Below are 25,388 nucleotides of genomic sequence, written 5' to 3'. Positions count from 1 at the left end.
CCCGGCGCCGGACCGCTCACCCGACGCCACCGGCCGCCGGACCGGCCGAAATCGGTTTGCCTTCGGGCGGCCCGGCACCGAAACTAGCTGTTCGTGCCCGAAAATCCTGATCGCTCGCTTCTCGCCTTCCTCCGCCATCTGCGGATGGACCTGAGCCCCCTGCGCGACTCCCGCGACTTCCGGCTGCTCTTCGGGTCGGGGGTGGTCACGATGTTCGGCACCTTCCTCACCCTCGTCGCGGTCCCGCTGCAGATGAAGGAGCTCACCGGCTCGCCCCTGGCGGTCGGCCTGGTCAGCGCGGCCGAGTTCCTGCCCATGGTCGTCTGCGGCCTGTGGGGCGGGGCTATCGCGGACGCCCTGGACCGCCGGAAGATCATCCTCTACACCGAGGCCGGGCTCTGCCTGACGATCCTGGTCCTGCTGGTCAACGCCCTGCTGCCGGAGCCCCAGGTCTGGGTGCTGTACGTGGTCGGCGCGATGTCGGCGGGCTTCGGCAGCCTGCAGCGCCCCAGCCTTGAGTCGCTGATGCCGCGCGTGGTCCGGCACGACCAGCTGACCGCCGCCGCCGCGCTGAGCAGCTTCCGCTGGAACCTGGGCGCCATCATCGCCCCCGGCCTCAGCGGCCTGATCGCCGCCTCGTACGGCGTCGCCGCCGCCTACGCGATCAACCTGGGCACCTTCCTGGTCTCGCTGGCGCTGCTCTGGCTGGTGAACGCGCCGTCGCGGGCCGAGGACGCGCCCGCCGCCTCGATCAGGTCGATGGTCGAGGGCGTGCGCTACGCCGTGGGCCGCCCCGACCTGATGGGCACCTACCTGGTGGACGTCGCCGCGATGGTCTTCGCCTTCTCCACCGCGCTCTACCCGTTCCTCGCCGACCAGGTCGGCAGCCCCGAGGCGCTCGGCCTGTTCTACTCCGCCGCCGCCGTCGGCTCGCTGATCGCCTCGGTCACCTCCGGCTGGACCAACCACGTCCACCGGCACGGCCTGGGCGTGATCGTCGCCGCCCTCGTGTGGGGCGCCGCGGTGGCACTGGCCGCCGTCATGCCGAACATGTGGGGCATCCTGGCCTTCCTCGCCGTGGCCGGGGCCGCCGACATGATCAGCGGTGTCTTCCGGGCCACCATCTGGAACCAGACCATCCCCGACTCCTACCGGGGCCGCCTGGCCGGGATCGAGCTGCTCTCCTACACCAGCGGACCGATGCTGGGCAACGCCCGCGCCGGCCTGATGGACCACCTCGGCGGCACCCGCTTCTCCCTCGGCGCCGGCGGGCTGCTCTGCGTGGGCGCCGTCGCGGCCCTGGCCGGGCTGCTGCCGAAGTTCCGCGACTACGACGCCCGCACCGACGAGCACGCCGTCCGCGAGCGCACCCGCCGCGAGGAGCTCGCCGGGACTCCGAAGCCGTGACCACTGAGTGATGCCCCTGACGCGCTGCGTGGCGGTTGCTACGCTGGGCGCCATGACAGCCGAGGCCTGGAGCGTGGAGATGAGCCATCCTTCGCTGCCCGAGTGGGTGTTCCCCCCGCCGGGGGGCTTCTCGGCGGAGGACCTCGATCACATTCCGGATCTGCCCGCGCACACAGAGTTGATTGATGGAAGCTTGGTCTTCGTGAGTCCTCAGGCTTCCTTCCACATGCGAGCAGTAGATCTTCTCGTCTTCGGTCTCCGCCGGACTCTCCCGCGTGACCTCCGGGTACGCCGGGAGATGAGCGTCGTCACGGGGAGGACCCAGCGACCCGAGCCCGACCTGAGCGTCATCCGGGCCGCGGCGGAGCAGGGGCCGGAGCAGACCTTCTACCGGGCCGAGGACGTCGTGCTCGTGGTCGAGGTGATCTCGCCCGAGTCCAAAGACCGCGACCGCAAGCGCAAGCCGTCGCTCTACGCCGAGGCCGGGATCCCGCACTTCTGGATCGTGGAGAACGACTCCGGGCGCCCCGTCGTGCACGTCTACGAGCTCGACGAGGTCACCGGCGCCTACGCGATCACCGGCATCCACCACGACCGGCTCAAGCTCTCCGCGCCCTTCGACGTCGACGTCGACCTGACGGAGATCGACCGTCTCTGAGGCCTCCGCGGCGGAGCCGGCCGCCTGCTCCGGCGTCCGGGGACTCCGATGCCGGACCTGGCGGCTCCACCGGCAGGTCCGAGATCTCCTCACCCCGTCCGCACCCCGGTTCCGGGGTCACTCCGCCTCGCGCCAGCCGCCGTACTCCTCGGCCAGCTCGGTCAGGCGGGCCAGGTCGGCCGGGGACAGCGTCTCGTCGGGGTCCTCGACCACCGCCAGCCACTGCGCGTCCTCGGCGTCGTCCTCCCCCGCCAGGGTCTCCCGCACGACGGCGGGCAGGTCCAGGGCGGGGAACTCCTCCGCCACGGTCTCCGCGACCTCCTCGGCGTCGTCGCGGTCGGCGAACACCAGCAGGTGCCTCATCTCGTTTCCCTCTCTCGGCCCCGCCGTCCGGCGGGGCGGATGCCGGGGCGGCCGCGCGACGTGCCGCCCTGCAAATCATGACCGCCGTGCCCGCCCATGCGAAGGCCCCGGCGGACACCGCCCGCCGGGGCCTTCGCCGACCGCTCTCCGGTCAGGCGCCGCGGAGCCGCGCCCCGGTGCGCTCACCTGCGAGGGCCACGGCCGCGTCCCGGGCCGCGGTGGTCTCCTCGACGGTCAGCGTCCGGTCGGGCGCGCGGAAGCGCAGCGAGTAGGCCAGGGACTTGTTGCCCTCGCCGACCTGCGCACCGGCGTAGACGTCGAACAACCGGATCGCCTCCAGGAGCGCGCCGGCCCCCTCGCGCAGCGCCGCCTCGACCTCGGCGACCGGGACGGCCGCGTCGACGATCAGCGCCACGTCCTGGGTGGCGACCGGGTAGGCGGAGATCGCGGGGGTCTCCACCGGCCCGGAGAGCGACGCCTCCAGCCCGGTCAGCTCCAGCTCCATCGCGCAGGTGCGCGGCGGCAGGCCGTACGCCTCGACGACGCGGGGGTGCAGCTCGCCGGCGTGCCCGACGAGCGTCTCCCCGGCGTACAGCGCGGCGCAGCGGCCCGGGTGCCAGGGCTCGTGCCGGTCGGCGCGGACTTCCAGCGAGGCCCCGGCCTCGCGGGCCACCGTGCGGGCGGCCTCCACGGCGTCCGCCCAGGTGGCCGGGGTGCCCTTGCCCCACCAGCCGGAACGCTCGAACTCCCCGGCCAGCACGACCGCGACCCGCCTGGGCTGCGCGGGTAGCGCCGCCTCGATCGAGGCCAGCTCGTCGTCGGTCGGCCGGCGCTCCACGCCCAGCACGGGCGCGGTCGCCGGCGCGTCCGCGGCGGGCCGGTAGACCAGGCCCGTCTCGAACAGCGCGACGTCGCCCGCACCCCGGCCCACGTTGCGGACCAGGGTCTTCAGCAGGCCCGGCAGCAGCGTGGTCCGCATCAGCGGCTCGTCCTCGCTCAGCGGGTTGGCCAGCCGTACGGCGCGGCGGCGCGCGTCGCCCACGGGCAACTGCAGGTTGTCGAGGTCGCGCTCCCCCATGAACGGGTAGGCGAGGACCTCGACGTAGCCGGCCGACGCCAGCGCCCGGCCGACCCGGCGGCGCAGCCGCTGACCCTCGGTGAGACCGGCCCCCGCCGGGGCGGCGGGCAGGACCGAGGGGAGGTTCTCGTAGCCCTCGAGCCGGATGACCTCCTCCGCCAGGTCGTTGGGGTCGGTCAGGTCGGGCCGCCAGGAGGGCGGGACGACCGTCAGCATGTCGTCCCCGGTCACCGCGAGCCTGGCCGCCAGGCCGTCGGCGGCCTCGGCTCCCTCGGCGGCGTCGGCTCCCTCGGTGACCGTGCAGCCGACCTGCTCCAGGCGGCGGATCACGGTCCCGCGGTCGTAGCGCATCCCGGCGACCCTGCCGGGGTGGCCGCTCGGGATGGAGATCCGGACCGGCTCGGTCTCGACCTCGGCGCAGGTCACGCCCGGCTGGATCGTGCCGCCGCCCAGCTCCGCCAGGAGCCGCACCGCCCGCCAGGAGGCGTACAGCGGCAGCTCCCGGTCCACGCCCCGCTCGAAGCGCTTGGACGCCTCGCTGACCAGGTTGTGGCGGCGGGACATGCGCGCGACCCCGCTGGGGGCGAAGTGCGCGGCCTCGATGACGATGTCGGTGGAGTCGTCGGAGATCTCGGTGTGCAGCCCGCCCATCGTGCCGGCCATCGAGATGGCGCCCGAGGAGTCGGTGATCAGGACGTCCTCGGGGTGGAGCGCGCGCACGACGTGGTCGAGCGTCTCCAGGGTCTCCCCCGGCTCCGCCCGGCGCACCACGATCTCACCGCTGAGCTTCGTCGCGTCGAAGGCGTGCAGTGGCTGGCCGAGCTCGAGCATCACGTAGTTGGTGACGTCCACGGCGAGCGAGACCGGCCGCATGCCCGCGCGCGTCAGCCGGGCCCGCATCCAGAACGGGCTCGGGGCGTGCGGGTCGAAGCCGCGGACCGCGCGCAGCACGAAGCGGTCGCACGCGGTCGGGTCGGCGATCGAGGCCGGGTGGGACGGGCCGGTCTCCGCGGGCGGGGAGAGGTCGGCCGGGTCGCGGAAGGCGACGCCGAAGGCGGTGGCGACCTCGCGGGCCACCCCCCGGACGGACAGCGCGTAGCCGATGTCCGGGGTGATCTCCAGCTCGATGACGTCCTCGCGCAGGCCGAGCAGCTCGACCACGTCCGCGCCGATGGGGGTGTCGGCGGGCAGCAGCATGATGCCGCCGTGGTCGTCGCCCAGGCCCAGCTCGCGCTCGGAGCAGATCATGCCCTCGGACATGCGCCCGTAGGTCTTGCGGGCACCGACCTCGAACCCGCCGGGCAGCACGCCGCCGGGCAGCACGACCGGCACCCGGTCGCCGGCGGTGAAGTTGGTCGCGCCGCACACGATCTGGCGCGGCGCGGCCTCCCCCACCTCGACCTGGCAGTGGCGGATGGGCTTCTTGAAGCCCTCGAGCTCTTCGATGGAGAGCACCTCGCCGACGACGACGTTCTTGACGTCGTGCCCGTGGGAGGTGATCGCCTCCAGCTTGAGCCCGGCCGCGGTGAGCTTGTCGGCGACCTCGTGGGCGGTGACGGCGGGGAGATCGACATACTCCCGCAGCCATGAAAGCGGGACCTTCATCAGACCTCCATCCCGAACGGGAGCGTGAAGCGGGCGTCGCCCTCGACCATGTCGCGCATGTCCTCGGCGTTGTGGCGGAACATCAGGGTGCGCTCGACGCCCATGCCGAACGCGAAGCCGCTGTAGCGGTCGGGGTCCACACCGCAGGCGATGAGCACCCGGGGGTTGACCATGCCGCAGCCGCCCCACTCGATCCAGCCCTCGGACTTGCAGGTGCGGCAGGGCGGGTTGCCCGGGACCGCGGAGGCTCCGCGGCAGACGAAGCACTTCAGGTCCATCTCGGCCGACGGCTCGGTGAACGGGAAGTAGTTGGGCCGGAACCGGGTGGTGATGCCCTTGCCGAACATGACCTCGGCGAAGCGGTCCAGGGTGCCCTTGAGATGGGCCATCGTCAGGCCCTCGTCGACCGCCAGCCCCTCGATCTGGTGGAAGACCGGGGTGTGGGTGGCGTCGAGCTCGTCGGTGCGGAACACTTTGCCCGGCGAGATCACGTAGACCGGCAGCTCCCGGCTGAGCAGCGCCCGGATCTGCACCGGCGAGGTCTGCGTGCGCAGCACCTTGCCCGAGTCGACCGACTCCACGAAGAAGGTGTCGTGCTCCGAGCGCGCCGGGTGGTCGGGTGAGATGTTCAGCGCGTCGAAGTTGAACCACTCGCCTTCCAGCTCGGGCCCCTCCGCCACCTCGTAGCCCATCGCGACGAACGCGTCGGCGATGCGCTCCTGCAGCGTGGTCAGCGGGTGGCGGGCGCCCCGCGGGAGGCGGTCCCACGGGAGCGTGACGTCGACGGTCTCCTCGACGAGGACCCGTTCGTCCCGCTCGGCCTCCAGCTGGGCCTGGCGTTCGGCGAGGGCGTCGGCGATGGCCTTGCGGGCGCCGCCCACGCGCTTGCCCGCCTCGGCGCGGGCCGCCGGGGGCAGCGCGCCGATCTCGCGGTTGGCCAGGGCGATCGGTGAGCGGTCACCGGCGTGGGCGAGCCGCACCTGCTTGAGTTCGTCGAGGTCGCGCGCAGCCTTGACGGCTTCGAGCGCTTCGGCCTGCATGCGCGCCATCTCATCGGCGTGCAGCGGCGTCACCTCGACCGGGTCGTAGTTAGACAAGAGAGAGCTCCGAATCCAGGGCTTGAGCGGCCACGAGTCTAGTCGCTGAAGCGGTCGTGCCCCGCCCGGGAAGCCCTGGGCGGCCGGGGAAATCATCCCGCGCCGCGGGACCGGCGCGCACGACCGGCGTCAGAGTGCCCACCGGGCCACACCTCCGCCGTTCAGGCGAAGTCGGGGGTGCCGGTGGGCACGGTAAATCGGAACTCGGCCCCGCCTTCGGGGCCCCGCCGCACGGACACGGTGCCGCCGTGGGCCTCGATCAGGCCCTTGACGATGAACAGGCCGAGCCCGGTGCCGCCCCGGCGGCGGGCGTTGCCCCGCCAGAACTGCCGGAACACGCGCGTGGCCAGCTCGGGCGGGATGCCCTCCCCCTGGTCACGGACGGACACGGTGACTCCCCATTCGCTCGGTTCCATGGCTATTGTCACCGTACCCCGGCCGTGGCGCACCGCGTTTTCCAGCAGGTTGGCCAGGACCTGGTCGATCTTGTCCTGGTCGAGCCAGGTCTCGGGCAGTTCGCCGTCCACCTGGAGCCGGAAGCGGTCCTCCGGCTCCCCCGCCGCGACCCGCCCGGCGATCAGCCGGCGCGCCCTGGCCGGCAGGTCGACCACCTGCCGGTGGATCTCCAGCCGTCCCGACTCGATGCGGGACACGTCGAGCAGTTCGGTGATCAAGCGCGTCACCCGGTCGGCGTCGGCGTTGACCGTCTCCAGCATGACCAGCTTCTGGTCGTCGGTGAAGCGCGACCACTTGGCCAGGAGCGTGGCGGTGAACCCCTTGACGCTGGTCAGCGGGGAGCGGAGCTCGTGGGCGACGGTGGAGACCAGGTCGGCGCGGCTGCGCTCCAGGCGGGCGCGGGCTCCGGCGTCGCGCATCGTGACGACCACGCGGACGACCTCGCCGCCCCGCTCGGGCCTGCGCACCAGCCGGGCGGCGACGAGCAGCTCCTGGCCGCCCGGGGTGCGCAGCGGGAGCTCGGGCTGGCGGGTGCGGGTGGGCAGCCCGCCGTACGGGTCGAGCCACTTCCACCAGTCGCGGCCGTCCTGGTCCTGCAGGGAGAACACGTCCCGCACGTGGCGGCCGACGGCCCGCTCCCGGATGATCCCGGTCAGGCGGGCGGCGGCGCGGTTGACGGTCAGCACGTGGCCGTCGCGGTCGGTCACCACGAGGCCGTCGGGTAGGTCGTCGACGCCGATCGCGCATGGGGAGTCAGCGCCCCGCTCGTCGGTGTGTTCGCCGTGCACGACCCCGCCTCCTCGGACTCCAAGGCCGACAATAGCGGGTTTCCCGCGTCCTACGGCAGCCTCGGCCCGGGGGCGGAGGGCGAACCGGCGCGCTGGAACCGGGCAGATGCATACAGACACACCGCGGCCGCGGTGGCGAGGTTGAGGCTCTCGGCCCTTCCGTAGATCGGCACCCGGACGACGTCGTCCGCCAGCCGCAGGAGCTCCTCGGGCAGCCCCCAGGCCTCGTTGCCGAAGATCCACGCGGTCGGCCCGGACAGGTCCACGTCGTCCAGGGTCTGCTTGCCCGCGCCGTCCGCGGCGAGCACCCGCAGGCCGGACTCCTTGAGCTTCGCCACGGCCTGCGCCACCGGCGCCCCCGTGGCGACCGGGAGGTGGAACAGGCTGCCCGCGCTCGCCCGGACGCACTTGCCGTTGTAGGGGTCGACCGAGGCGTCGGTGAAGATCACCGAGTCGGCGCCGGCGGCGTCGGCCGAGCGCAGCACCGTCCCGGCGTTGCCGGGGTCGCGGACGTGCGCGAGGACGGCCACCAGGCGGGCGTCGGCGGTGACGGCGCGCTCCAGCGGCACGTGCACGAAGCGGCACACCGCCAGCAGCCCCTGCGGGGTGACGGTCTGGGCGAGCTCCGCCATGACCTCCCCGCTGGTCCGCAGGACCGGTATCCCGGCGGCCCTCGCCGCGAAGACGATCTCGGCGTGCCGCAGTTCGGCCTCGGCCGTGGTGAACAGCTCCACCACCACGTCGTCCAGGGCCAGCGCCTCGCGGACCGCCTGCGGCCCCTCGGCGAGGAAGGACCGGTCCCGGTCCCGGAAGGCCCGCTTGGTCAGCCGCCGCGCGGCCTTCACCCGCGGCGACTTGATGTTCGTCAGCTCAGAACCCGCCATACCCGTCCCTCGAGAGAACCCGCGTGAATGCGAACGCGGCCCGCAGCGTGATCGCTGCGGACCGCGTTCTCCAACGGGGCCGGACCCGGCCGGCCACCCGTGTCCGGCCTCAGGCGACCGGCGCGTTCACGTCGGCCGGGAGCGCCTTCTTGGCGGCCTCGACCAGCGTCGCGAACGTGGCGGCGTCGTTCACCGCGAGGTCGGCGAGGATCTTGCGGTCGACCTCGATGGAGGCCAGGCGCAGACCCTGGATGAGCCGGTTGTAGGTGATGCCGTTCTGGCGGGCAGCGGCGTTGATGCGCTGGATCCAGAGACGGCGGAAGGTGCCCTTGCGGTCCTTGCGGTCCCGGTAGGCGTAGGTCATCGAGTGGAGCATCTGCTCCTTGGCCTTGCGGTACAGACGCGACCGCTGGCCCCGGTAACCGCTCGCCCGCTCGAGAACGACCCTGCGCTTCTTCTTGGCGTTGATCGCCCGCTTCACGCGTGCCATGTGTATCTATCTCCCCGGGATCGTTACTTAGCGAGCAGCTTCTTGATCTTCTTGGCGTCGGCGTCGGAGAGCACGACCTCGGGCTTGAGACGGCGCGTCAGGGTGGACGACTTCCACTCGTTGTAGTGCGCGCGGTTGGCGCGGCGGCGCTTGATCTTGCCCGAGCCGGTGAGCCGGAACCGCTTCTTCGCACCGCTGTGCGTCTTCATCTTCGGCATCTCAGCCGTATCTCCCTCGATCGTGCCGATGTCCCGGGCCGGTGACCCGAGTCAAGGGCATGCCTGACTGCGAGACCGGACCCGGTCCCGGATTCTTCTCGCGGCTGCCTGAGCGTTCAGGCTATGCGAGTCACTCCTGCGGAGCGGCCACCTCGTCGGTGACGGGCGACTCGTCCGTGACGGACGTCTCGCCCTCCGCAGCCTCTTCGCCGCGCTGGGCCTTGGCCGCCGCCTTCTCGGCCTTGGCCTCGGCCTTCTTCTTGTGCGGGCCGATCACCATGATCATGTTTCGGCCGTCCTGCTTGGGCTGGGACTCCACGAAGCCGAGCTCCGTGACGTCCTCCGCCAGCCGCTGCAGGAGCCGGAAGCCCAGCTCGGGCCGGGACTGCTCCCGGCCGCGGAACATGATCGTGACCTTGACCTTGTCCCCGGCCTTGAGGAACCGCACCACGTGACCCTTCTTGGTCTCGTAGTCGTGCGGGTCGATCTTCGGCCGGAGCTTGATCTCCTTGATGATCGTGTACGCCTGATTGCGGCGCGCCTCACGTGCCTTCATGGCCGACTCGTACTTGAACTTGCCGTAGTCCATGAGCTTGCACACAGGCGGGCGAGCCGTCGCCGCGACCTCGACGAGGTCGAGGTCCGACTCCTGAGCCAGCTTCAGAGCATCGCCGATGGAGACGATGCCCACCTGTTCGCCGTTCGGGCCGACGAGGCGCACCTCGGGCACACGAATACGGTCGTTGATGCGGGGCTCGGCGCTGATGGGGCCTCCTAGGTTGCGATCCGCCGCCCTCTGGCGGGCGACTGCCACGTGCTCGATCGTGCCGGGAGGTCACGCATGCGCGCCCTGGTCAACAGGACGCGGAACGCAAAGTGCCCCGCACGTCGCGCATGCGGGGCCACATGGACTCACGAACCCTAAGCCGTAAGCCCTCCGGGGTTAACCGGAGTGATCCTTGACCTGCCGGCCTCGCGGCCGACCAGGTGGGAGGAAGACCTCCGCTTGCGCGTCCGGCAGGCATGCCGGACCGATCGAGTAGTCACACTACCACAACCGTGCGCGACGCCAGAATCATCCCCTTGTCCATATACAGATGGTCGATATATAAAGATCGCATGAGCGAACGTCCGATGCAGGAACCCACGTTTCTGATCCTCACGGCCCTCGCCGCCGGACCCCAGCACGGTTACGGGATGATCACCGACGTGCGGGAGATCTCCGCCGGCCGGGTCGTCCTGCGCGCCGGGACCCTCTACGCCGCCCTCGACCGGCTCCAGGCCGAGGGCCTCATCGAGGGCGACCGCGATGAGATCGTGGACGGCCGCGCCCGCCGCTACTACCGGCTGACCGACTCCGGCAGCGACCGCCTGGCGGCCGAGGCCGAACGGCTCCGGCGGCACGCCGAGGCCGCCTCCACCCGGCTGCGCACCCGCCTCGCCGGGGGCGCCCTCTTCCGTCACGGTCTCACCGGGGGCGCGCTCCTCCGAGGTCCAGCCGGAGGCGCGCCCTCCGGCCGCGGACTCGCCGGGGGTGCCGCGTGACCGGCCTGGAGGACCGCTACCGCAGGCTCCTCGCCTGGTACCCCGCCGACCACCGGGCCCGCCACGGCGAGGAGATGATCGGCGTGATGCTCGCCGGAGCGGAACCGGGGCAGCGGCGCCCCGGCCCGCGCGAGACCTTCGACCTCGTCCACGGGGCCATCAGGATCCGGGCGCACCGCCTCCTGGGACCGGGGTCCGCGCCGCGGTGGCGCGACGCGATGAACGCGGCCGCGATCGTCGCCCCCCTCCACCTCGTCGTCATCCACGCCGTCCCGGCCGTCCTCGCGCTGATGACGGACGGGCTGGAACCCCTCCACCGGATCGCCGTCTCGACTCTGACGCTCCTGCCCTACACGCTGACCCTCGGGCTGGCGCTGCGGGGACCGCGCCGGACGGCGATCGCCTGGGCGTGGCTGTGGGCGCTCTCCGGTCCCGCCCTCCACACCGTCGCGACCGGCTCCGCGGCAGGAGCGGGCACGCTCGGCGCGGTGTGGTCCACTCCCGCGGACATCGCGCTCCGGTCGGCGGTCCCCGTCGCCGTCGCCCTCCTGCTGACCTTCGCGCCGGACCCCGCCGCGGGTGCGGAGCTCATCGGCCGCCGGACGCTGCTCCGCTGGGCCTCCGCCTCCCTGCTGGCGCTGGCGGCCGCCGGCGTCCTCTGGTACGGGTTCATGCTCGACTTCTTCATCGAGCAGCTGCTCGTCCCGGCGCTGCTCGCCATGGCCTGCGGCGCCGGCAGCCGCACCCCGGTCGGCCGTCGCGCCCTGCTGCTGCTGTCGCCCCTGATCGCCCTGACGTACGGCCAGCAGCTCCCTCAGCACCTGCAGCTGCGGGGCTGGTTCCCCCTCGCGGTCGAGGCACTGATCGTCGCGCTGCTGTTCACCGTCGCCCGGCGCGGCTTCCGGCCGTACGGCTCCGGGACGGTCAGCTCGCCCGACCGGCTCGTCTGAGGATCTCCGCCTCACCGGCCGCGCGCATCGCCTCCACCGGCACGTCCGTCCGGCCGGTCATCAGCTCGACCTGCCGGACCGCCTGGTGCAGCAGCATCGGGAAGCCGCCGACCACGGTCCCGCCCGCCCGCCGTACGGCCTGCGCGAGAAGGGTGGGCCAGGGGGCGTAGACCACGTCGAAGACCGCGGGGGCGCGGGCGGCCACCAGGTCGGCGAAGCCGTCCGCCGCGCCGGACGGCAGGGTGGAGACCACCAGGTCCACGTCCAGGACCGCGTCGAGCTTGTCGAAGGTCTGCACCGTCAGGGCCGTGCCCAGCCGTTCGGCCACCTCGGCGGTCTCCCCCGCCCTGGCCTGGTCGCGGACCACCAGCGTGGCCTCGCCCAGGCCCAGCTCGCGCAGGGCGGCCAGGGTGGAGGCGGCCGTCGCCCCTCCGCCCAGGATCACCGCGGACCGGGGAGGGGCCACCCCGGCCTCGGACAGTGCCTGCACGATGCCGTACACGTCGGTGTTGTCGCCGTGCCGGCCGCTCCCCGACAGGACCACGGTGTTGGCCCCGCCCACCTCGACGGCGAGGTCGGAGACCGTGTCGAGCAGCGGGAGCACGGCCCGCTTGAGCGGCATGGTCAGCGAGAGCCCGGCCCACCCGGGGCCGAGGCCGCCGAGCAGGGCGGGCAGCGCCGCCTCGTCGCACTCGATCGCCTCGTAGCTCCAGCCGTCCAGGCCGAGCGCCTCGTAGGCGGCCCGGTGCAGGTAGGGCGAGAGCGAGTGGGCGATCGGCGAGCCCAGGACCGCGGCCCTCGTCACGGTCCCCGGCACGGACCGCGTCACCCGCCCGCCTGCTTCCTGTTGAACTTGGCCTTGAGCCGGAGGAACTCCGCCTCGGTGGTGGCGAACTCGGTCAGCCGCCGCTCAGGGTCGGTGGTCACGAAGAAGAACCAGTCGCCCTCGGGCGGGTTGAGCGCGGCCTGGATGGCATGGTCGCCGGGGTTGCTGATCGGACCCGGCGGCAGCCCGGTCCTGGCGTAGGTGTTGTAGGGGGACGTGCTGCGCAGATCGGCGTTGGTCGCGGCGATGCCGTACTTGTTCAGTCCGTACATCACCGTGCTGTCCATCTCCAGCTTCCGCCCCTTCTCCAGGCGGTTGTAGATGACCCGGGCCATCTTCCCCATGTCGCTGACCCGGCCGGCCTCCGCCTGGATGATGCTGGCGATCGTCATGATCTCGTGCGGCGTGTGGCCGAGCTCCTTGGCCCCGGCGACCAGTTTGTCCTTGTCGGCGGTGTCGTTGAAGCGCTCGACCATCACGGCCAGGATGTCGGCCGCCGACATCTTGGGCGTGATGTCGTAGGTGGCCGGGAACGCGTAGCCCTCCAGCCTGCCCCTGGCGTAGCCGGGCAGGCCCAGCGCCTCGGCGTCCTTGGCCGCCTGCTGGAAGTCCCTCAGCGGCCGGCCCGTCGCCTTGGCCAGGGTGATGAGGGTGTCGGACAGGCGCAGCCCCTCCTTGAGGGTGACCCGGTCCATCAGCTGCTTGCTCGGGTCGAGGAGCTCGACCGCCGCGGCGGCGGACATCTGCTTGCGCAGGGTGTAGGTCCCCGGCTGCAGGGAGGAGCTCTTGCCGGCCGCCGCGATGGCGTTGGTGAAGGCCTTGGCGCTCTTGACCACACCCTGCTCCTCCAGCGTCCGGGCGACGTCGGTGGCGCTCTGCCCCGCCGTGATCTCCACGGAGACCTCGCCGGTGCCCTGACCGGTGTAGTCGTCCGGGGTCATCACGTCGCTCAGCCACGTGTAGCCGTAGTAACCGCCGGCGCCGATGCCACCCACCAGGATGAGGAGCGCGAGCATGGGGGCCAGGAAGCCGCCCTTGTTACGGCGCCGCTTGCGGCGGCGGCCCCGCCTCCCGCCGTCGCGTCCCGAGGACGCGCGCGACCGGCGCCGCGACCGACCATCGTCGTCCTCGGCGCCGACCAGGAAGTCCATGTCAAGGTCGTTCATGATTCGCTGGCCAATCTCCCGGCACGGACGGTCCGGCGTCAAGTGAATCTTCCGAACCGTGGAGCTTCACCGAGCTGAACATCCAGGTCCTCCGGGCTTCTGCCCCTGATGTCCCGATGCGCGCCGCCCGGCTGCGGGGAACGGCGAATCCTCCTCCGGGCATCAGCACGCCCCGAGGTATCTGCTCAGCTCTTCCCGGTATCCCGCCAACTCACTCTCTTCGTCAAGGAATTTCGTGATTCTATGCTCCGGACCTACAACCACAAACTGCGGCCAACCATCTTGATCTGGATGTGAACCTCCCAAAGGGCACGGTTCTCCTGCGCGCGGCGGCCCCTGCCACCGGCCGGCCGCTCTCCCCGCCGGGCCGGTCACCAGCCGAGCAGGCCGGTCACCAGCCGAGCGGGCCGGTCACCGGCCGAGCGGGCCGCCGCTCTGCTCGCCAGACCGGTCGTCCGGCACCACCACGGGAGCGCCCGGCGCCCTGCCGGTGGCGCGTTCGGCATCGAGGGCCGCCTGGAGCAGCACGACGGCCGCCGCCTGGTCCACCACCCCGCGCTGGTGCTTCGCCTTCACGCCGCTGGCCCGCAGGCCCTGCTGGGCGGTGACGGTGGTGAGCCGCTCGTCGAACAGCCGCACCGGGACGGGGGCCAGCCGGGAGGCGATCCGGGTCGCGAACTCGCGGGCGAGCCCCGCCGCCTGCCCTTCGCGGCCGGAGAGCGAGGTGGGCAGGCCCACCACGACCTCGACGACTTCGTACTCGGCCGCGAGCTCCGTGAGCCGCTCCAGGTCGCCTCTGCCGCGCCGTACGGTCTCCACCGGGGTGGCCAGCAGGCCCGAGGGATCACTGCGGGCCACCCCGATGCGTACCGAGCCGACGTCGACGCCCAGCCGTGTGCCGTTTCTCATGCCGTTCTTTCCTGCGCCCGTGAACCGGGGTCCGGTTCGCGGGCGCCGTCCGTCATCGGGCGCGTCGGGGGCCGGACGTCAGGCGAGCGTCTGCGCGATCGCCTGCTCGACGGCGCCGAGCGCGTCGCCGATCGACTCGGGGCGGGCTCCGCCGCCCTGGGCGACGTCGTCCTTTCCGCCGCCGCCGCCGCCGAGCGCCTTGGCGGCGACGCCGACGAGCGCCCCCGCCTTCAGCCCGCGCCCGCGCCCGGCCTCGTTGACCACCGCGACGGCGACCGGCCGGTCGCCGGGCACGCCCGCGACCACGACGACCGCGGCGCGGTCGGCCGGGAAGCGGCCCCGCACGTCCAGGGCGAGCTTGCGCAGGTCGTCGGCGGAGGTGCCGTCGGGCGCGCGGTGCGTCACGACGGACACCCCGTGCACGTCGCGGGCTCCCGCGGCCAGCTCCCCGGCCACGGCCAGCACCTGGGCCGAGCGGAGCCGCTCCAGGTCCTTCTCGGCGGTGCGCAGCCGCGTGACGATGCCCTCGATGCGCTCGGGCAGCTCCTCGCGGCGCGCCTTGAGCTGCTCCGACAGCTGGGCCACCAGCACGCTCTCGCGGGCCAGGAAGCGGAAGGCGTCCAGGCCTACCAGCGCCTCCACCCGGCGCACCCCGGCGCCGATCGAGGACTCGCCCAGCACCTTGACCAAGCCGAGCTGGCCGGAGCTGGCGACGTGGGTGCCGCCGCAGAGCTCGCGGGAGTAGTCGCCGACCTCGACGATGCGGACGGTCTCGCCGTACTTCTCGCCGAACAGCGCCAGCGCGCCCATCGCCCGGGCCTCGGACTGGGAGGTGTGGAAGGCATTGACCTGCAGGTCGTTGATGAGGATGGCGTTGACCTCGTCCTCGACGTCGCGCAGCACGCTGGGCGGCACGGCCCCGGCGGCGGTGAAGTCGAAGCGGAAGCGGCCGGGGGAGTTCTCCGAACCGGCCTGCGCCGCCGTCTCGCCCAGCGCGTTGCGGAAGCCGCGGTGCACCATGTGGGTGGCGGTGTGGCTGCGGGAGATGGCCCGGCGGCGCTCGACGTCGATCTCGGCCTGGACCTGGTCGCCCACCCGGATCTCGCCGCCGCGGACCTTGCCGCGGTGCACGACGAGGCCCGCGACCGGCGACTGCACGTCCACGACCTCGACCTCGGCGCCGTCGGCGCGGATGACGCCCTGGTCGGCGAGCTGGCCGCCGCCCTCGGCGTAGAACGGCGTGCGGCCCAGCACGACCTCGACCGTGGTGCCCGCGCCGGCCGCGGGGACGGAGGCCCCGTCGACCAGCAGGCCGACGACCTCGGACTCGGCGCTCACCTGGTCGTAGCCGAGGAACTCGACCTTGCCGGCCTTCTCCAGGATCTGCCCGAACACCGAGATGTCGGCGTTGCCGGTCTTCTTGGCCGCGGCGTCGGCCTTGGCGCGGTCGCGCTGCTCCTTCATCAACCGGCGGAAGCCCTCCTCGTCGACCTTGAGGCCCTGCTCGGAGGCCATCTCCAGGGTCAGGTCGATCGGGAAGCCGTAGGTGTCGTGGAGCTGGAAGGCCTGGTCGCCGGAGAGCACCGTCGCCGACTTGCGCTTGGTCTCCTCCACGGCCGCGTCGAAGATCGCGGTGCCGGTGCGCAGGGTGCCGAGGAAGGAGGCCTCCTCGGCGTCGATGACACCGTGGATCTGCGGGGCGTCGGCCTTGAGCTCAGGGTACAGCTCGCCCATCACGTCGACCGCGACCGCGGTGAGCTCGTGCATGTAGCGCTCCTCGCCGGAGCCGAGCAGGCGCAGGTTGCGGATCGAGCGGCGCAGGATGCGGCGGAGCACGTAGCCCCGGCCCTCGTTGCCGGGCAGCACGCCGTCGGCGACCAGCATGGTGCCGGTGCGGACGTGGTCGGCGACCACGCGCAGGCTGATGTCGGCGCGCTCGTCGCGGCCGTAGCGGGTCTTGGTGAGCTCGGCGGCGCGGTCGAGGATCTTGTAGGTGGTGTCGATCTCGTAGATGTTGTCGACGCCCTGCAGGATCGCGGCCATGCGCTCCAGGCCCATGCCGGTGTCGACGCTCTTGGCGGGCAGGTCGCCGAGGATCGGGAAGTCCTCCTTGCCGCCGCCCGCGCCGCGCTCGAACTGCATGAAGACGTTGTTCCACACCTCGAGGTAGCGGTTCTCGTCGGCGATCGGGCCGCCCTCGCGGCCGTACTCGGGGCCGCGGTCGTAGTAGATCTCGGTGCAGGGGCCGCAGGGGCCTGGCACGCCCATCGACCAGAAGTTGTCGGCCATGCCCCGGCGCTGGATGCGCTCGGCGGGCACGCCCACCTTCTTGTTCCAGAGCTCGGCGGCCTCGTCGTCGTCGTGGTAGACGGTGACCCAGAGCCGGTCCTCGGGGAAGCCGAACCCGCCGTCGGCCTCGGAGCGGGTCAGCAGCTCCCAGGCGAACGGGATCGCGTCGTCCTTGAAGTAGTCGCCGAAGGAGAAGTTGCCGAGCATCTGGAAGAAGGTGGCGTGCCGGGTGGTCTTGCCGACCTCGTCGATGTCCGGGGTGCGCACGCACTTCTGCACGCTCGCCGCCCGCTTGTAGGGGGGCGTGCGCTGGCCCAGGAAGTAGGGCTTGAAGGGGACCATGCCCGCGGGGACCAGAAGCAGCGTCGGGTCCTCGGCGATCAGGCTGGCCGAGGGCACGACGGTGTGCCCACGCTCCTCGAAGAAGCGCAGGAAGCGGCGGGCGATCTCTGCCGACTCCATGTCAGCGGCCATCCTTTACGTCGTAGTGATAGGTGTTTTCCACACTGTCGAGCCCGAATCTGGACCGCAACTCGGTTTCCTTCCGGACCGCGCCGTCCAGCGCGTCCGCGGCCACGTCGCGGGCCTGGTCCAGGAGGCCGGAGGCGCCCCGGGCCGCGCGCCGCGCCAGGTGGTTCGGGTGCAGTTCGGCCAGCCTACGCCTGACCCACAGCGCGCCGAACGCGCCCAGGGACATGTAGAACAGTCTCCGAATCATCGCCGCCGCCTCTCCAGCGCCCGGGCGCCGGACGCGGACCGCCCGCGGGCGCCGATGGCCCGCCGGAGGCCGTGGCCGAGCGCCACCGCCTTGATCATAGGGCCGGTCACCAGGACCTGGGCGACGCCGCTGACCCGGGCCGCGTGCCCGCTGACCTGCTTGACGTCGCGGACGATGGCCTCGACGGCGACGAGCTGGCGGTTCGTCTCGTTGACGGTGACGGCCGCGTCCTCCAGCAGCGGCACCGCCCGGTCGCTCAGCTCGGAGACCATCTTGGTGGTCTCGGTGAGCAGCCGGGACAGCTTGAGCAGGACCACGGCCAGGAAGCAGACCAGGACCACCCAGGCCACGGCCACGATCAGGCCGGCGACCTCTCCTGCGGTAAGCATGCGCCGAATCTCCCTGTCTCACCCGGCTGGAACGGCAAGACCCTATCGCGTCCCGCCCCGTTCCCCCGGCATGCCGCGTCACCGAGGGGGCTCCCTAATCCGCCCGGCCGCCTCGGAGGAAGGCGCGGATCCTGGCCCAGCGGTCCGCGAAGCCCGCCTCGGCGCCGTGCCGGGTGGGCTGGTAGTAGCGGCGGCCGCGCAGCGGCTCGGGCAGGTAGTCCTGGCGGACCAGGCCGTGCTCGAAGTCGTGCGGGTAGCGGTAGCCCTGCCCGTGGCCGAGCTTCGCGGCTCCCGGGTAGTGGGCGTCGCGCAGGTGGCCGGGGACCTGGCCGATGTCTCCGCGGCGCACGTCCGCCGCGGCCGCGTCGACAGCGGTGATCACCGCGTTGGACTTGGGCGCCAGCGCACAGTGGATCACCGCCTGGGCGAGGTTGAGCCGCCCCTCCGGCAGCCCGATGAACTCCACCGCCTGGGCCGCGGCCACCGCCGTCTGCAGGCAGGTGGGATCGGCCATGCCGACGTCCTCGGAAGCGAAGATCACGATACGGCGGGCGATGAACCGGGGGTCCTCCCCCGCCTCCACCATGCGGGCCAGGTAGTGCAGGGCCGCGTCGGCGTCGGAGCCGCGCATGCTCTTGATGAAACCGCTCACCACGTCGTAGTGCTGGTCGCCCTGGCGGTCGTAGCGGACGGCCGCCTTGTCCACCGCGCGCTCCACCGTCCCCACGGTGATCTCTCCGTCGGCGATCAGCGCGGCGGCCTCCAGGTAGGTGAGCGAGCGGCGGGCGTCCCCGCCCGCCAGCCGTACCAGGTGGTCGGCGGCCTCGGGGGCGAGCCGGACCCGCCCGCCCAGGCCCCGGGGGTCGGCGACCGCCCGCTCCAGCACCGTGCGGACGTCGTCGCCGGACAGGGGCTCCAGGGTGAGCAGCAGGGAGCGGGAGAGCAGCGGGGAGATCACGGAGAAGAACGGGTTCTCCGTGGTCGCGCCGATGAAGGTGACCCAGCGGTTCTCCACCGCGGGCAGCAGGGCGTCCTGCTGGGCCTTGTTGAACCGGTGCACCTCGTCGACGAACAGCACGGTCTGCCGCCCGGACATGCCCAGCTCGCGGCGGGCCTGCTCGATGGCGGCGCGGACCTCCTTGACGCCGGCCGACACCGCCGACACCTCCACGAACCGGCGCTTGGTCACCCCCGCCACGACGTAGGCGAGGGTGGTCTTGCCGGTGCCGGGCGGCCCCCACAGGAACAGGGACATCGGCGCCTCGGCCTCGACCAGCCGGCGCAGCGGGGTGCCCGGACCCAGCAGGTGGCGCTGGCCGACCACCTCGTCCAGGCCGCGCGGGCGCATGCGCACCGCGAGGGGCTCCTGGCCGCGGTGCGCCTCCTCCGCCGCCGAATCGAACAGGCTGTCCACGCCCCGACAGTACCGCCGCCGCGGGGGATCAGCTTCCCCAGACGGCCACGGCCCCGCTGTGGCCGGCGCGGACCACGTAGTAGACCGCCACCGCCGCCAGGAGCACGGCGAGTCCGGAGACGGCGATCTCCACCGGCCGGCCGTACCGGGCGGCGCGCAGGACGTGCAGCATGCCCAGCGAGACCAGTCCGAGGGCGAGGACGGCCAGCACCAGCGGCGTGCCGAAGCTCTCGTGCTCGGCGATGCGCTCGCCCAGCCGCCCTCCGGCGGAGGAGAACCGGCCGTCCTTCAGCTCGGCGCCGCTCTGCCTGGCCGCGAAGGCCGCGGGAGGAGCGGCCACCGCGAGCCCGAGGACCGCCCAGCCCAGGGCGGCGCGCGTGCGCGGGGCCAGTGCGTATACGGCCGCCGCCACCGCGAGCAGCGGCGTCAGCACCACGGTCGCGTGGATGATCAGGGGGTGGGCCGGGAGGCCCAGGATCTCGTCGAGCATGAGGTGACTCCGGTCGTGCGGACGGCTGGCGTGGTCGTCGCCAGACCGGAATCCCATCACGGCGGGGATCTGGAACGTGTAAAGACCTCCAGGATCTTCCCTCCTGCCCCATCCTGCGCTTTACGCCGCTTACATCCACCACACTCCGGGGCCGGTACGCTTTCGCGGAGTCAACAGTCGTACAGATGGTGATCCTGGAGGACATAGCGGTGAGCGGCGAAGACCGCCAGAGCCAGCTGGCTCGGGAGCACAAGGAGCGGCAGGCCCGACGTGCCGAGCAGGCGAGCAAGGCCAAGCGGAACACCTTCATCGGAGCCGGTACCGCGGTGGTGGTCGTGGTCGGAGGCGTGATCGCCGCCTCGACCCTGATGGGCGGCGAGAAGGAGCCGGTGGCCGCCCAGACGCCGGTCCCGTCGGAGAGCGCCTCCACCCCGGCGGCGCCCGACCTCACCCCCTCGGCCAAGCCGGGCGCCGCCACCTGCGAGTACCGCAAGGACACCACCGGCAGCCCCACCAAGTTCGTGGGCTACCCGCCCAAGAAGCCGAACCTGAAGCTGAAGACGATGACGATCACCACCAACCACGGTGACATCGTGATCGACCTGATGACCCCGGCGACCCCCTGCACCGTCAACTCGCTGGCGTTCCTGGCGAAGAAGAACTTCTACGACGGCACCAAGTGCCACCGGCTGGCCACCCCGGAGAACTCCGGCCTGGGCCTGCTGCAGTGCGGTGACCCGCAGGCCAAGGCCGACGGCAAGAACCCCACCGACGGCCAGGGCAGCTCGGGCTACGTCTTCAACGACGAGAACCTGGGCGGCCTGTCGTACCGCAGGGGCACCGTCGCCCTGGCCCAGGCTTCCGACGCCGCCAACCAGAACGGCAGCCAGTTCTGGATCTCCTACAGCGACGAGACCGCCCAGCTGGACTCCGGCCCGGCCTACACGCCGTTCGGCACCGTCTCCAAGGGCATGGAGATCATCGACAAGATCGTCGCCGGCGGATGGATCACCAACGAGGCCGACATCACCGGCGACGGCGGCTCCCACGCCCCCAAGATCCCGGTGCTCATCAAGGACGTCGAGCTCTCCTGAGCCCGCGTGCGCGGACGCCCCGGCGGTGGAGGACCCACCGCCGGGGCGTCCGTGTTCCACCCGCCGCGGGTGGAACACGGACGCCCCGGTCCCGGACGGCTGTGATCCCCGTCACATCGACCCGCTTCTCCCCGCCCCTGGTCCAAGCTGGAGGCAGGGGACGTCGAGCCGTGACCGAGGAGCGCCCATGCCGGAGCCGACGACGGAGAGACTGCCGTTCGAGTTCATGCTCAGCCCGGAGTTCGGGCGCGATCCGTACACCGAGTACGGCAGGCTGCGCGAGCGGGGGCCGGTCCACGCGATCGACTTCCCGCGCGGGGTGCAGGCGTTCGTGGTGATCGACCACGAGCACGGCCGCCAGGCGCTGACCGATCCGCGGCTGGCCAAGGGGCTCGGCCACGCGCCGGGCTTCTTCCGGGACGCCGTCGTGCGGGGCAACCCGGCGCTCGCCAGGAACATGCTCAACAGCGACCCGCCCGACCACACCCGCCTGCGCCGCCTGGTCGCCGGGGCCTTCACCGCGCGGCGGACCGCGAGTCTGGCCCCCCGGATCCAGGAGATCACCGATCGGCTGGTCGACACGATGGAGGCCGCGGGTGAGGCCGACCTCCTCGACGACTTCGCCTTCCCGCTGCCGATCACCGTGATCTGCGAGCTGCTGGGCGTGCCCTCCGCCGACCGGGCCGACTTCCGCGAATGGTCGGCCAGCCTGATCACCCCCGCGTTCACCGAGGAGGCGGCCAGGCAGCGTGACGCGGTGAACGCCGCCGTCCGCGCCTACTTCGCCCGGCTGATCGACGAGCGGCGGCGGGCCCCCCGGGACGACATGATCAGCGCGCTGGTCACCGCCCGCGACGAGGACGGGCTGCTGAGCGAGCAGGAGCTGCTCGCCACGCTCACGCTGCTGCTCATCGCCGGGCACGAGACCACGGTCAACCTCATCGGCAACGGCATGCTGGCCCTGCTGACCCGTCCCGCCCAGCTCGGGCTCCTGCGGGAGCGGCCCGAGCTGCTGCCGGGGGCGATCGAGGAGTTCCTCCGCTACGAGGGACCGGTGGAGCGGGCCACGTTCCGCTTCGCCACCGAGGACATGGAGATCGCGGGCGTCCCCGTGCCCAAGGGCAGCGTGGTGCACGTCTCGCTCGGCGCGGCGGACCGCGACCCGGCGGCGTTCGACGACCCCGACACGCTGGACGTCACCCGCGCCGGCAACCACCATCTGGCCTTCGGCCACGGCATCCACTTCTGCCTGGGCGCCCCGCTGGCCCGGCTGGAGGCCAGGATCGCCTTCGAGACGCTGCTGCGCCGCCTGCCCGGCATCAGGCTCGCCTGCCCGGCCGAGGATGTGGCCTGGCGCCTGAACGGCTCGCTCATCCGCGGCCTGCAGTCGCTGCCCGTCCGGTTCTGAAGGCGCCGGCGCGGCCCGCCCGGCGTCGGTCCCGCAGGGACGCCGGCCCGGCTCCGGACGCGCCGGGACGACTCCCCGGCCCGGGGCCCCGAACGTGCCGGAGCCCCGGCGGCATGCCCGCAGGTCAGGCCTCGGCCGCCGCCTTGGGCTTGGCGTCGACGCCCGCCTCCTTGCGCTGCTCACCCGTGATCGGGGTGGGCGCGCCGGTCAGCGGGTCGAAGCCGGAGGCCGTCTTCGGGAAGGCGATGACGTCGCGGATCGAGTCGCCGCCCGCCAGCAGCATGCAGATCCGGTCCCAGCCGTAGGCGATGCCGCCGTGCGGCGGCGGGCCGTACTTGAACGCCTCCAGCAGGAAGCCGAACTTGCTCTCGGCCTCCTCCTTGGAGATGCCGAGCACGTCGAAGACGCGCTGCTGCATCTCGGCGCGGTGGATCCGGATCGAGCCGCCGCCGATCTCCATGCCGTTGCAGACCATGTCGTAGGCGTAGGCCAGGGCCTCGCCCGGGTTGTCCTGGAAGGTGTCGGCCCACTCGGGCTTGGGACCGGTGAACGGGTGGTGCACCGCGGTCCAGCCGGACTGGCGGCCGACGTCGTCGTAGACGGGCTCGAACATGGGCGCGTCGACGACCCAGAGGAAGTTCCACGCCGACTCGTCGATCAGGCCGCAGCGGCGGCCGATCTCCAGGCGGGCCGCGCCGAGCAGGTCGCGGGAGTCGGCGGGCCTGCCAGCCGCGAAGAAGACCGCGTCGCCGGGCTTGGCGCCCACCTTCGCGGCCAGGCCCGCGGTCTCGGTCTCCGACAGGTTCTTGGCGACCGGGCCGCCGAGCGTGCCGTCCTCGCCGACCAGCACGTAGGCCAGGCCCCGGGCGCCGCGCGACTTGGCCCACTCCTGCCAGGCGTCCAGCTCCTTGCGGGTCTGGGAGGCGCCGCCGGGCATGACCACGGCGCCGACGTACGGCGCCTGGAAGACCCGGAAGGACGTCCCGGCGAAGAACTCCGTCATCTCGACCAGCTCGCAGCCGAACCGCAGGTCCGGCTTGTCCGAGCCGTAGCGGGCCATGGCCTCGGCGTAGGTCATCCGGGGCAGCGGCGTCGGCAGCTCGTAGCCGATCGTCTCCTTCCAGATGCGGCCGATCAGCGCCTCGCCCAGGGCGATGACGTCGTCCTGGTCCACGAAGGACATCTCGATGTCGATCTGGGTGAACTCCGGCTGCCGGTCGGCGCGCAGGTCCTCGTCGCGGTAGCACTTGGCGAGCTGGTAGTAGCGCTCCAGGCCGGCGACCTGCAGCAGCTGCTTGAACAGCTGCGGCGACTGCGGCAGCGCGTACCAGCTGCCCGGCTGCAGGCGGACCGGGACCAGGAAGTCGCGGGCGCCCTCGGGCGTGGAGCGGGTGAGCGTCGGGGTCTCGACGTAGACGAACCCGTGCTCGTTCATCACCTCGTTGGCCAGGTAGGTGGCCTTGGAGCGGATCCGCATGGCCTGGGCGACCTGCTGGCGGCGGATGTCGAGGTAGCGGTACTTCAGCCGCGCCTCCTCGGAGACGCCCGCGTTGCCCTCGATGGGGAACGGCAGCGGCGCGGACTCGCTCAGCACCTCCACCTCGGAGGCGACGACCTCGATCGCACCGGTCGGCAGGTCGGGGTTCTCGTTGCCCTCGGGCCGGATCCGCACCTCCCCGACGACCTTCACGCAGTATTCGGCACGCAGGCCGTGCGCGTCGTCCTCCTCGCGGAAGACCACCTGTGCCGAGCCCGAGGCGTCCCGCAGGTCGATGAAGACCACACCGCCGTGGTCACGGCGGCGCGCCACCCATCCGGCCAGCGTCACCTGCTCCCCCGCGTGCTGCTCGCGCAGCGATCCCGCGGTGTGCGTGCGAATCACGAAAACTTCCCCTTCAGGATGTCGACGACCTCGGCCAACGGCACCTCGGTCTGCTCTGCGGTGGTCAGGTCCTTCAGCTGTACGGCCTGCGCCTCGAGGTCGCGGCCGCCCAGGATCAGCGCGTAGCGGGCCCCGGAGCGGTCGGCGCCCTTCATGGCCCCCTTGACGCCCTTGCCGCCGAACGCCATGTCGGCGGCCAGACCGGCCCGGCGCAGCTCGGCGACGAGCTGGAACATCCGGCGGCGCGCCTCCTCCCCCAGCGGCACACCGTACACCTGTACCCGCTGGTGCGCGCCGTCCTCCTCCAGCAGTCCCTCGGCCTCCATGGCCAGGATCGTCCGGTCCACGCCGAGGGCCCAGCCGACGCTCGGCAGCGCCGGGCCGCCGATCATCTCGCTCAGCCCGTCGTAGCGGCCGCCGCCGCCGACCGCCGACTGCGAGCCCAGGCCGTCGTGGACGAACTCGAAGGTGGTGCGCGTGTAGTAGTCGAGGCCGCGGACCAGCCGCGGGTCGTCGGTGTAGGCCAGGCCCGCGGCGGCCAGCAGGGCGCGGACCTCCTCGTGGTAGGCCTTGCACGCCTCGCACAGGTGGTCGACGACCAGGGGCGCGCCGGCGAGCTGCGCCTGCACCTCGGGCCGCTTGTCGTCGAGCACGCGCAACGGGTTGATCTCGATCCGGGCCCGGGTGGGCTCGTCCAGGTCGAGGGCGCGCAGGAACTCCTGGAGCGCGGCGCGGTAGGCGGGGCGGCACTCCTTGCAGCCCAGAGTGTTGAGCAGTAGCCGCACCCCGGTCAGGCCCAGGGCGGCGAAGCCGTCCGCGGCCAGCAGGACCAGCTCGGCGTCCAGCGCCGGGTCCTCGGCCCCGAGGGCCTCGGCGCCGACCTGTGAGAAGTGGCGGTAGCGGCCCTTCTGCGCCCGCTCGTAGCGGAACTGGCTCCCGGAGTACCAGAGCTTGACCGGGAGCTGCCCGTTGTGCAGGCCGTGCTGGAGGACGGCCCGCACGACCGGCGCGGTGCCCTCCGGGCGCAGCGTGATGGAGCGCCCGCCCTTGTCGGTGAAGGTGTACATCTCCTTGGAGACGACGTCGGTCGACTCCCCGACACCGCGGACGAACAGCGCGGTGTCCTCGAAGGTCGGCGTCTCGATGTAGCCGTAGCCCGCGCGGCGGACCGGGGCGACGAGCGCCTCGCGCACGGCGAGGACCCGCTCGGAACGCGGCGGCAGCCAGTCGAAGGTGCCCTTGGGCGCCTGGAAGGTCATGGTCT

Annotated in this window: 24 protein-coding genes; 6 read left to right on the top strand and 18 right to left on the bottom strand. The window is 72.3% G+C overall.

Going from position 1 to position 25,388, the window contains the following annotated elements:
• The first annotated feature begins 144 nt into the window (after window positions 1-144).
• Both IEZ07_RS28975 and IEZ07_RS28970 read left to right on the top strand, forming a co-directional pair.
• Window positions 145-1,407, top strand: a complete 1,263-nt coding sequence (locus IEZ07_RS28975; protein ID WP_191897676.1) for an MFS transporter — start codon at window positions 145-147, stop codon at window positions 1,405-1,407.
• 79 nt (window positions 1,408-1,486) lie between these two features.
• On the top strand, window positions 1,487-2,065 hold the full coding sequence (locus IEZ07_RS28970; protein ID WP_191897689.1) for a Uma2 family endonuclease: 579 nt from the start codon (window positions 1,487-1,489) through the stop codon (window positions 2,063-2,065).
• A gap of 117 nt (window positions 2,066-2,182) precedes the next feature.
• On the opposite strand, the gene IEZ07_RS28965 is transcribed toward IEZ07_RS28970, so the two are convergent.
• The 8 genes from IEZ07_RS28965 to infC all read right to left on the bottom strand — a co-directional run bounded on the left by IEZ07_RS28965 (window position 2,183) and on the right by infC (window position 9,774).
• Window positions 2,183-2,428: a hypothetical protein gene (locus IEZ07_RS28965; protein WP_068895359.1), complete on the bottom strand. Its 246-nt coding sequence runs from the start codon at window positions 2,426-2,428 to the stop codon at window positions 2,183-2,185.
• A gap of 151 nt (window positions 2,429-2,579) precedes the next feature.
• On the bottom strand, window positions 2,580-5,111 hold the full coding sequence (gene pheT / locus IEZ07_RS28960; protein ID WP_191897675.1) for a phenylalanine--tRNA ligase subunit beta: 2,532 nt from the start codon (window positions 5,109-5,111) through the stop codon (window positions 2,580-2,582).
• Window positions 5,111-6,160, bottom strand: a complete 1,050-nt coding sequence (gene pheS, locus IEZ07_RS28955) for a phenylalanine--tRNA ligase subunit alpha (protein WP_068896085.1) — start codon at window positions 6,158-6,160, stop codon at window positions 5,111-5,113. The genes pheT and pheS overlap by 1 nt, the downstream gene beginning before the upstream one ends.
• A gap of 209 nt (window positions 6,161-6,369) precedes the next feature.
• A complete protein-coding gene (locus IEZ07_RS28950) occupies window positions 6,370-7,452 on the bottom strand; it encodes a sensor histidine kinase (protein ID WP_191897674.1) in 1,083 nt (360 codons plus the stop codon).
• A gap of 50 nt (window positions 7,453-7,502) precedes the next feature.
• Entirely contained in the window at window positions 7,503-8,336 is an 834-nt protein-coding gene (locus IEZ07_RS28945; protein ID WP_068895364.1) for a TrmH family RNA methyltransferase, read from the bottom strand.
• A 109-nt stretch (window positions 8,337-8,445) separates the two neighbouring features.
• Complete coding sequence (rplT, locus tag IEZ07_RS28940; RefSeq protein WP_068895365.1) at window positions 8,446-8,826, bottom strand: 50S ribosomal protein L20; 381 nt, start codon at window positions 8,824-8,826, stop codon at window positions 8,446-8,448.
• A gap of 23 nt (window positions 8,827-8,849) precedes the next feature.
• Window positions 8,850-9,044: a 50S ribosomal protein L35 gene (gene rpmI, locus IEZ07_RS28935; RefSeq protein WP_068895367.1), complete on the bottom strand. Its 195-nt coding sequence runs from the start codon at window positions 9,042-9,044 to the stop codon at window positions 8,850-8,852.
• A 130-nt stretch (window positions 9,045-9,174) separates the two neighbouring features.
• On the bottom strand, window positions 9,175-9,774 hold the full coding sequence (gene infC, locus IEZ07_RS28930) for a translation initiation factor IF-3 (RefSeq protein ID WP_239320575.1): 600 nt from the start codon (window positions 9,772-9,774) through the stop codon (window positions 9,175-9,177).
• A 389-nt stretch (window positions 9,775-10,163) separates the two neighbouring features.
• On the opposite strand from infC, the gene IEZ07_RS28925 reads away from it, so the two are divergent.
• Both IEZ07_RS28925 and IEZ07_RS28920 read left to right on the top strand, forming a co-directional pair.
• Window positions 10,164-10,589 carry a PadR family transcriptional regulator gene (locus IEZ07_RS28925; RefSeq protein ID WP_239320573.1) on the top strand — a complete coding sequence of 142 codons (426 nt, stop codon included), beginning with the start codon at window positions 10,164-10,166 and terminating at the stop codon, window positions 10,587-10,589.
• Window positions 10,586-11,539 (top strand): hypothetical protein, encoded by a 954-nt coding sequence (locus IEZ07_RS28920; RefSeq protein WP_191897672.1) that lies wholly within the window; start codon window positions 10,586-10,588, stop codon window positions 11,537-11,539. The genes IEZ07_RS28925 and IEZ07_RS28920 overlap by 4 nt, the downstream gene beginning before the upstream one ends.
• Here the strand turns inward: IEZ07_RS28920 and IEZ07_RS28915 are convergent.
• The 8 genes from IEZ07_RS28915 to IEZ07_RS28880 all read right to left on the bottom strand — a co-directional run bounded on the left by IEZ07_RS28915 (window position 11,514) and on the right by IEZ07_RS28880 (window position 19,797).
• A complete protein-coding gene (locus tag IEZ07_RS28915; RefSeq protein WP_239320571.1) occupies window positions 11,514-12,368 on the bottom strand; it encodes a shikimate dehydrogenase in 855 nt (284 codons plus the stop codon). The genes IEZ07_RS28920 and IEZ07_RS28915 overlap by 26 nt on opposite strands.
• A complete protein-coding gene (gene mltG / locus IEZ07_RS28910; protein WP_191897671.1) occupies window positions 12,365-13,531 on the bottom strand; it encodes an endolytic transglycosylase MltG in 1,167 nt (388 codons plus the stop codon). Before mltG ends, IEZ07_RS28915 begins: the two co-directional genes overlap by 4 nt.
• Window positions 13,532-13,942: 411 nt before the next feature.
• On the bottom strand, window positions 13,943-14,440 hold the full coding sequence (gene ruvX, locus IEZ07_RS28905) for a Holliday junction resolvase RuvX (protein WP_191897670.1): 498 nt from the start codon (window positions 14,438-14,440) through the stop codon (window positions 13,943-13,945).
• A gap of 78 nt (window positions 14,441-14,518) precedes the next feature.
• Window positions 14,519-17,191, bottom strand: a complete 2,673-nt coding sequence (gene alaS, locus IEZ07_RS28900; protein ID WP_191897669.1) for an alanine--tRNA ligase — start codon at window positions 17,189-17,191, stop codon at window positions 14,519-14,521.
• 1 nt (window position 17,192) lies between these two features.
• Complete coding sequence (locus IEZ07_RS28895) at window positions 17,193-17,447, bottom strand: hypothetical protein (RefSeq protein WP_191897668.1); 255 nt, start codon at window positions 17,445-17,447, stop codon at window positions 17,193-17,195.
• Window positions 17,444-17,836: a DUF948 domain-containing protein gene (locus tag IEZ07_RS28890; protein ID WP_068895381.1), complete on the bottom strand. Its 393-nt coding sequence runs from the start codon at window positions 17,834-17,836 to the stop codon at window positions 17,444-17,446. The genes IEZ07_RS28895 and IEZ07_RS28890 overlap by 4 nt, the downstream gene beginning before the upstream one ends.
• A 94-nt stretch (window positions 17,837-17,930) precedes the next feature.
• On the bottom strand, window positions 17,931-19,250 hold the full coding sequence (locus IEZ07_RS28885; protein ID WP_191897667.1) for a replication-associated recombination protein A: 1,320 nt from the start codon (window positions 19,248-19,250) through the stop codon (window positions 17,931-17,933).
• Between the two features lie 28 nt (window positions 19,251-19,278).
• Window positions 19,279-19,797, bottom strand: a complete 519-nt coding sequence (locus IEZ07_RS28880; protein ID WP_191897666.1) for a DUF2231 domain-containing protein — start codon at window positions 19,795-19,797, stop codon at window positions 19,279-19,281.
• 152 nt (window positions 19,798-19,949) lie between these two features.
• Between IEZ07_RS28880 and IEZ07_RS28875 the strand changes: the two genes are divergently transcribed.
• On the top strand, window positions 19,950-20,834 hold the full coding sequence (locus IEZ07_RS28875; protein ID WP_191897665.1) for a peptidylprolyl isomerase: 885 nt from the start codon (window positions 19,950-19,952) through the stop codon (window positions 20,832-20,834).
• A 187-nt stretch (window positions 20,835-21,021) separates the two neighbouring features.
• Window positions 21,022-22,242 carry a cytochrome P450 family protein gene (locus IEZ07_RS28870; RefSeq protein ID WP_191897664.1) on the top strand — a complete coding sequence of 407 codons (1,221 nt, stop codon included), beginning with the start codon at window positions 21,022-21,024 and terminating at the stop codon, window positions 22,240-22,242.
• 124 nt (window positions 22,243-22,366) lie between these two features.
• On the opposite strand, the gene aspS is transcribed toward IEZ07_RS28870, so the two are convergent.
• Together aspS and hisS are read right to left on the bottom strand one after the other, a co-directional pair.
• Window positions 22,367-24,124, bottom strand: a complete 1,758-nt coding sequence (gene aspS, locus IEZ07_RS28865; protein WP_191897663.1) for an aspartate--tRNA ligase — start codon at window positions 24,122-24,124, stop codon at window positions 22,367-22,369.
• Window positions 24,121-25,383: a histidine--tRNA ligase gene (hisS, locus tag IEZ07_RS28860; RefSeq protein WP_191897662.1), complete on the bottom strand. Its 1,263-nt coding sequence runs from the start codon at window positions 25,381-25,383 to the stop codon at window positions 24,121-24,123. The genes aspS and hisS overlap by 4 nt, the downstream gene beginning before the upstream one ends.
• Window positions 25,384-25,388 lie beyond the last annotated feature (5 nt).

It is taken from the genome of Planomonospora parontospora (assembly GCA_014647935.1).
GTDB lineage: Bacteria > Actinomycetota > Actinomycetes > Streptosporangiales > Streptosporangiaceae > Planomonospora > Planomonospora parontospora.
This window is presented reverse-complemented; position numbering and strand designations above follow the sequence as displayed.

What these genes read in the sequence shown, in the direction of transcription:
- IEZ07_RS28975 (WP_191897676.1), top strand. Translation starts at nt 145, where the DNA reads ATGGACCTGAGCCCCCTGCGCGACTCCCGCGACTTCCGGCTGCTCTTC.
- IEZ07_RS28970 (WP_191897689.1), top strand. Translation starts at nt 1,487, where the DNA reads ATGAGCCATCCTTCGCTGCCCGAGTGGGTGTTCCCCCCGCCGGGGGGC.
- IEZ07_RS28965 (WP_068895359.1), bottom strand. Translation starts at nt 2,428, where the DNA reads ATGAGGCACCTGCTGGTGTTCGCCGACCGCGACGACGCCGAGGAGGTC.
- pheT (WP_191897675.1), bottom strand. Translation starts at nt 5,111, where the DNA reads ATGAAGGTCCCGCTTTCATGGCTGCGGGAGTATGTCGATCTCCCCGCC.
- pheS (WP_068896085.1), bottom strand. Translation starts at nt 6,160, where the DNA reads ATGGCGCGCATGCAGGCCGAAGCGCTCGAAGCCGTCAAGGCTGCGCGC.
- IEZ07_RS28945 (WP_068895364.1), bottom strand. Translation starts at nt 8,336, where the DNA reads ATGGCGGGTTCTGAGCTGACGAACATCAAGTCGCCGCGGGTGAAGGCC.
- rplT (WP_068895365.1), bottom strand. Translation starts at nt 8,826, where the DNA reads ATGGCACGCGTGAAGCGGGCGATCAACGCCAAGAAGAAGCGCAGGGTC.
- rpmI (WP_068895367.1), bottom strand. Translation starts at nt 9,044, where the DNA reads ATGCCGAAGATGAAGACGCACAGCGGTGCGAAGAAGCGGTTCCGGCTC.
- IEZ07_RS28925 (WP_239320573.1), top strand. Translation starts at nt 10,164, where the DNA reads ATGAGCGAACGTCCGATGCAGGAACCCACGTTTCTGATCCTCACGGCC.
- mltG (WP_191897671.1), bottom strand. Translation starts at nt 13,531, where the DNA reads ATGAACGACCTTGACATGGACTTCCTGGTCGGCGCCGAGGACGACGAT.
- ruvX (WP_191897670.1), bottom strand. Translation starts at nt 14,440, where the DNA reads ATGAGAAACGGCACACGGCTGGGCGTCGACGTCGGCTCGGTACGCATC.
- alaS (WP_191897669.1), bottom strand. Translation starts at nt 17,191, where the DNA reads ATGGAGTCGGCAGAGATCGCCCGCCGCTTCCTGCGCTTCTTCGAGGAG.
- IEZ07_RS28895 (WP_191897668.1), bottom strand. Translation starts at nt 17,447, where the DNA reads ATGATTCGGAGACTGTTCTACATGTCCCTGGGCGCGTTCGGCGCGCTG.
- IEZ07_RS28890 (WP_068895381.1), bottom strand. Translation starts at nt 17,836, where the DNA reads ATGCTTACCGCAGGAGAGGTCGCCGGCCTGATCGTGGCCGTGGCCTGG.
- IEZ07_RS28880 (WP_191897666.1), bottom strand. Translation starts at nt 19,797, where the DNA reads ATGGGATTCCGGTCTGGCGACGACCACGCCAGCCGTCCGCACGACCGG.
- IEZ07_RS28870 (WP_191897664.1), top strand. Translation starts at nt 21,022, where the DNA reads ATGCCGGAGCCGACGACGGAGAGACTGCCGTTCGAGTTCATGCTCAGC.
- hisS (WP_191897662.1), bottom strand. Translation starts at nt 25,383, where the DNA reads ATGACCTTCCAGGCGCCCAAGGGCACCTTCGACTGGCTGCCGCCGCGT.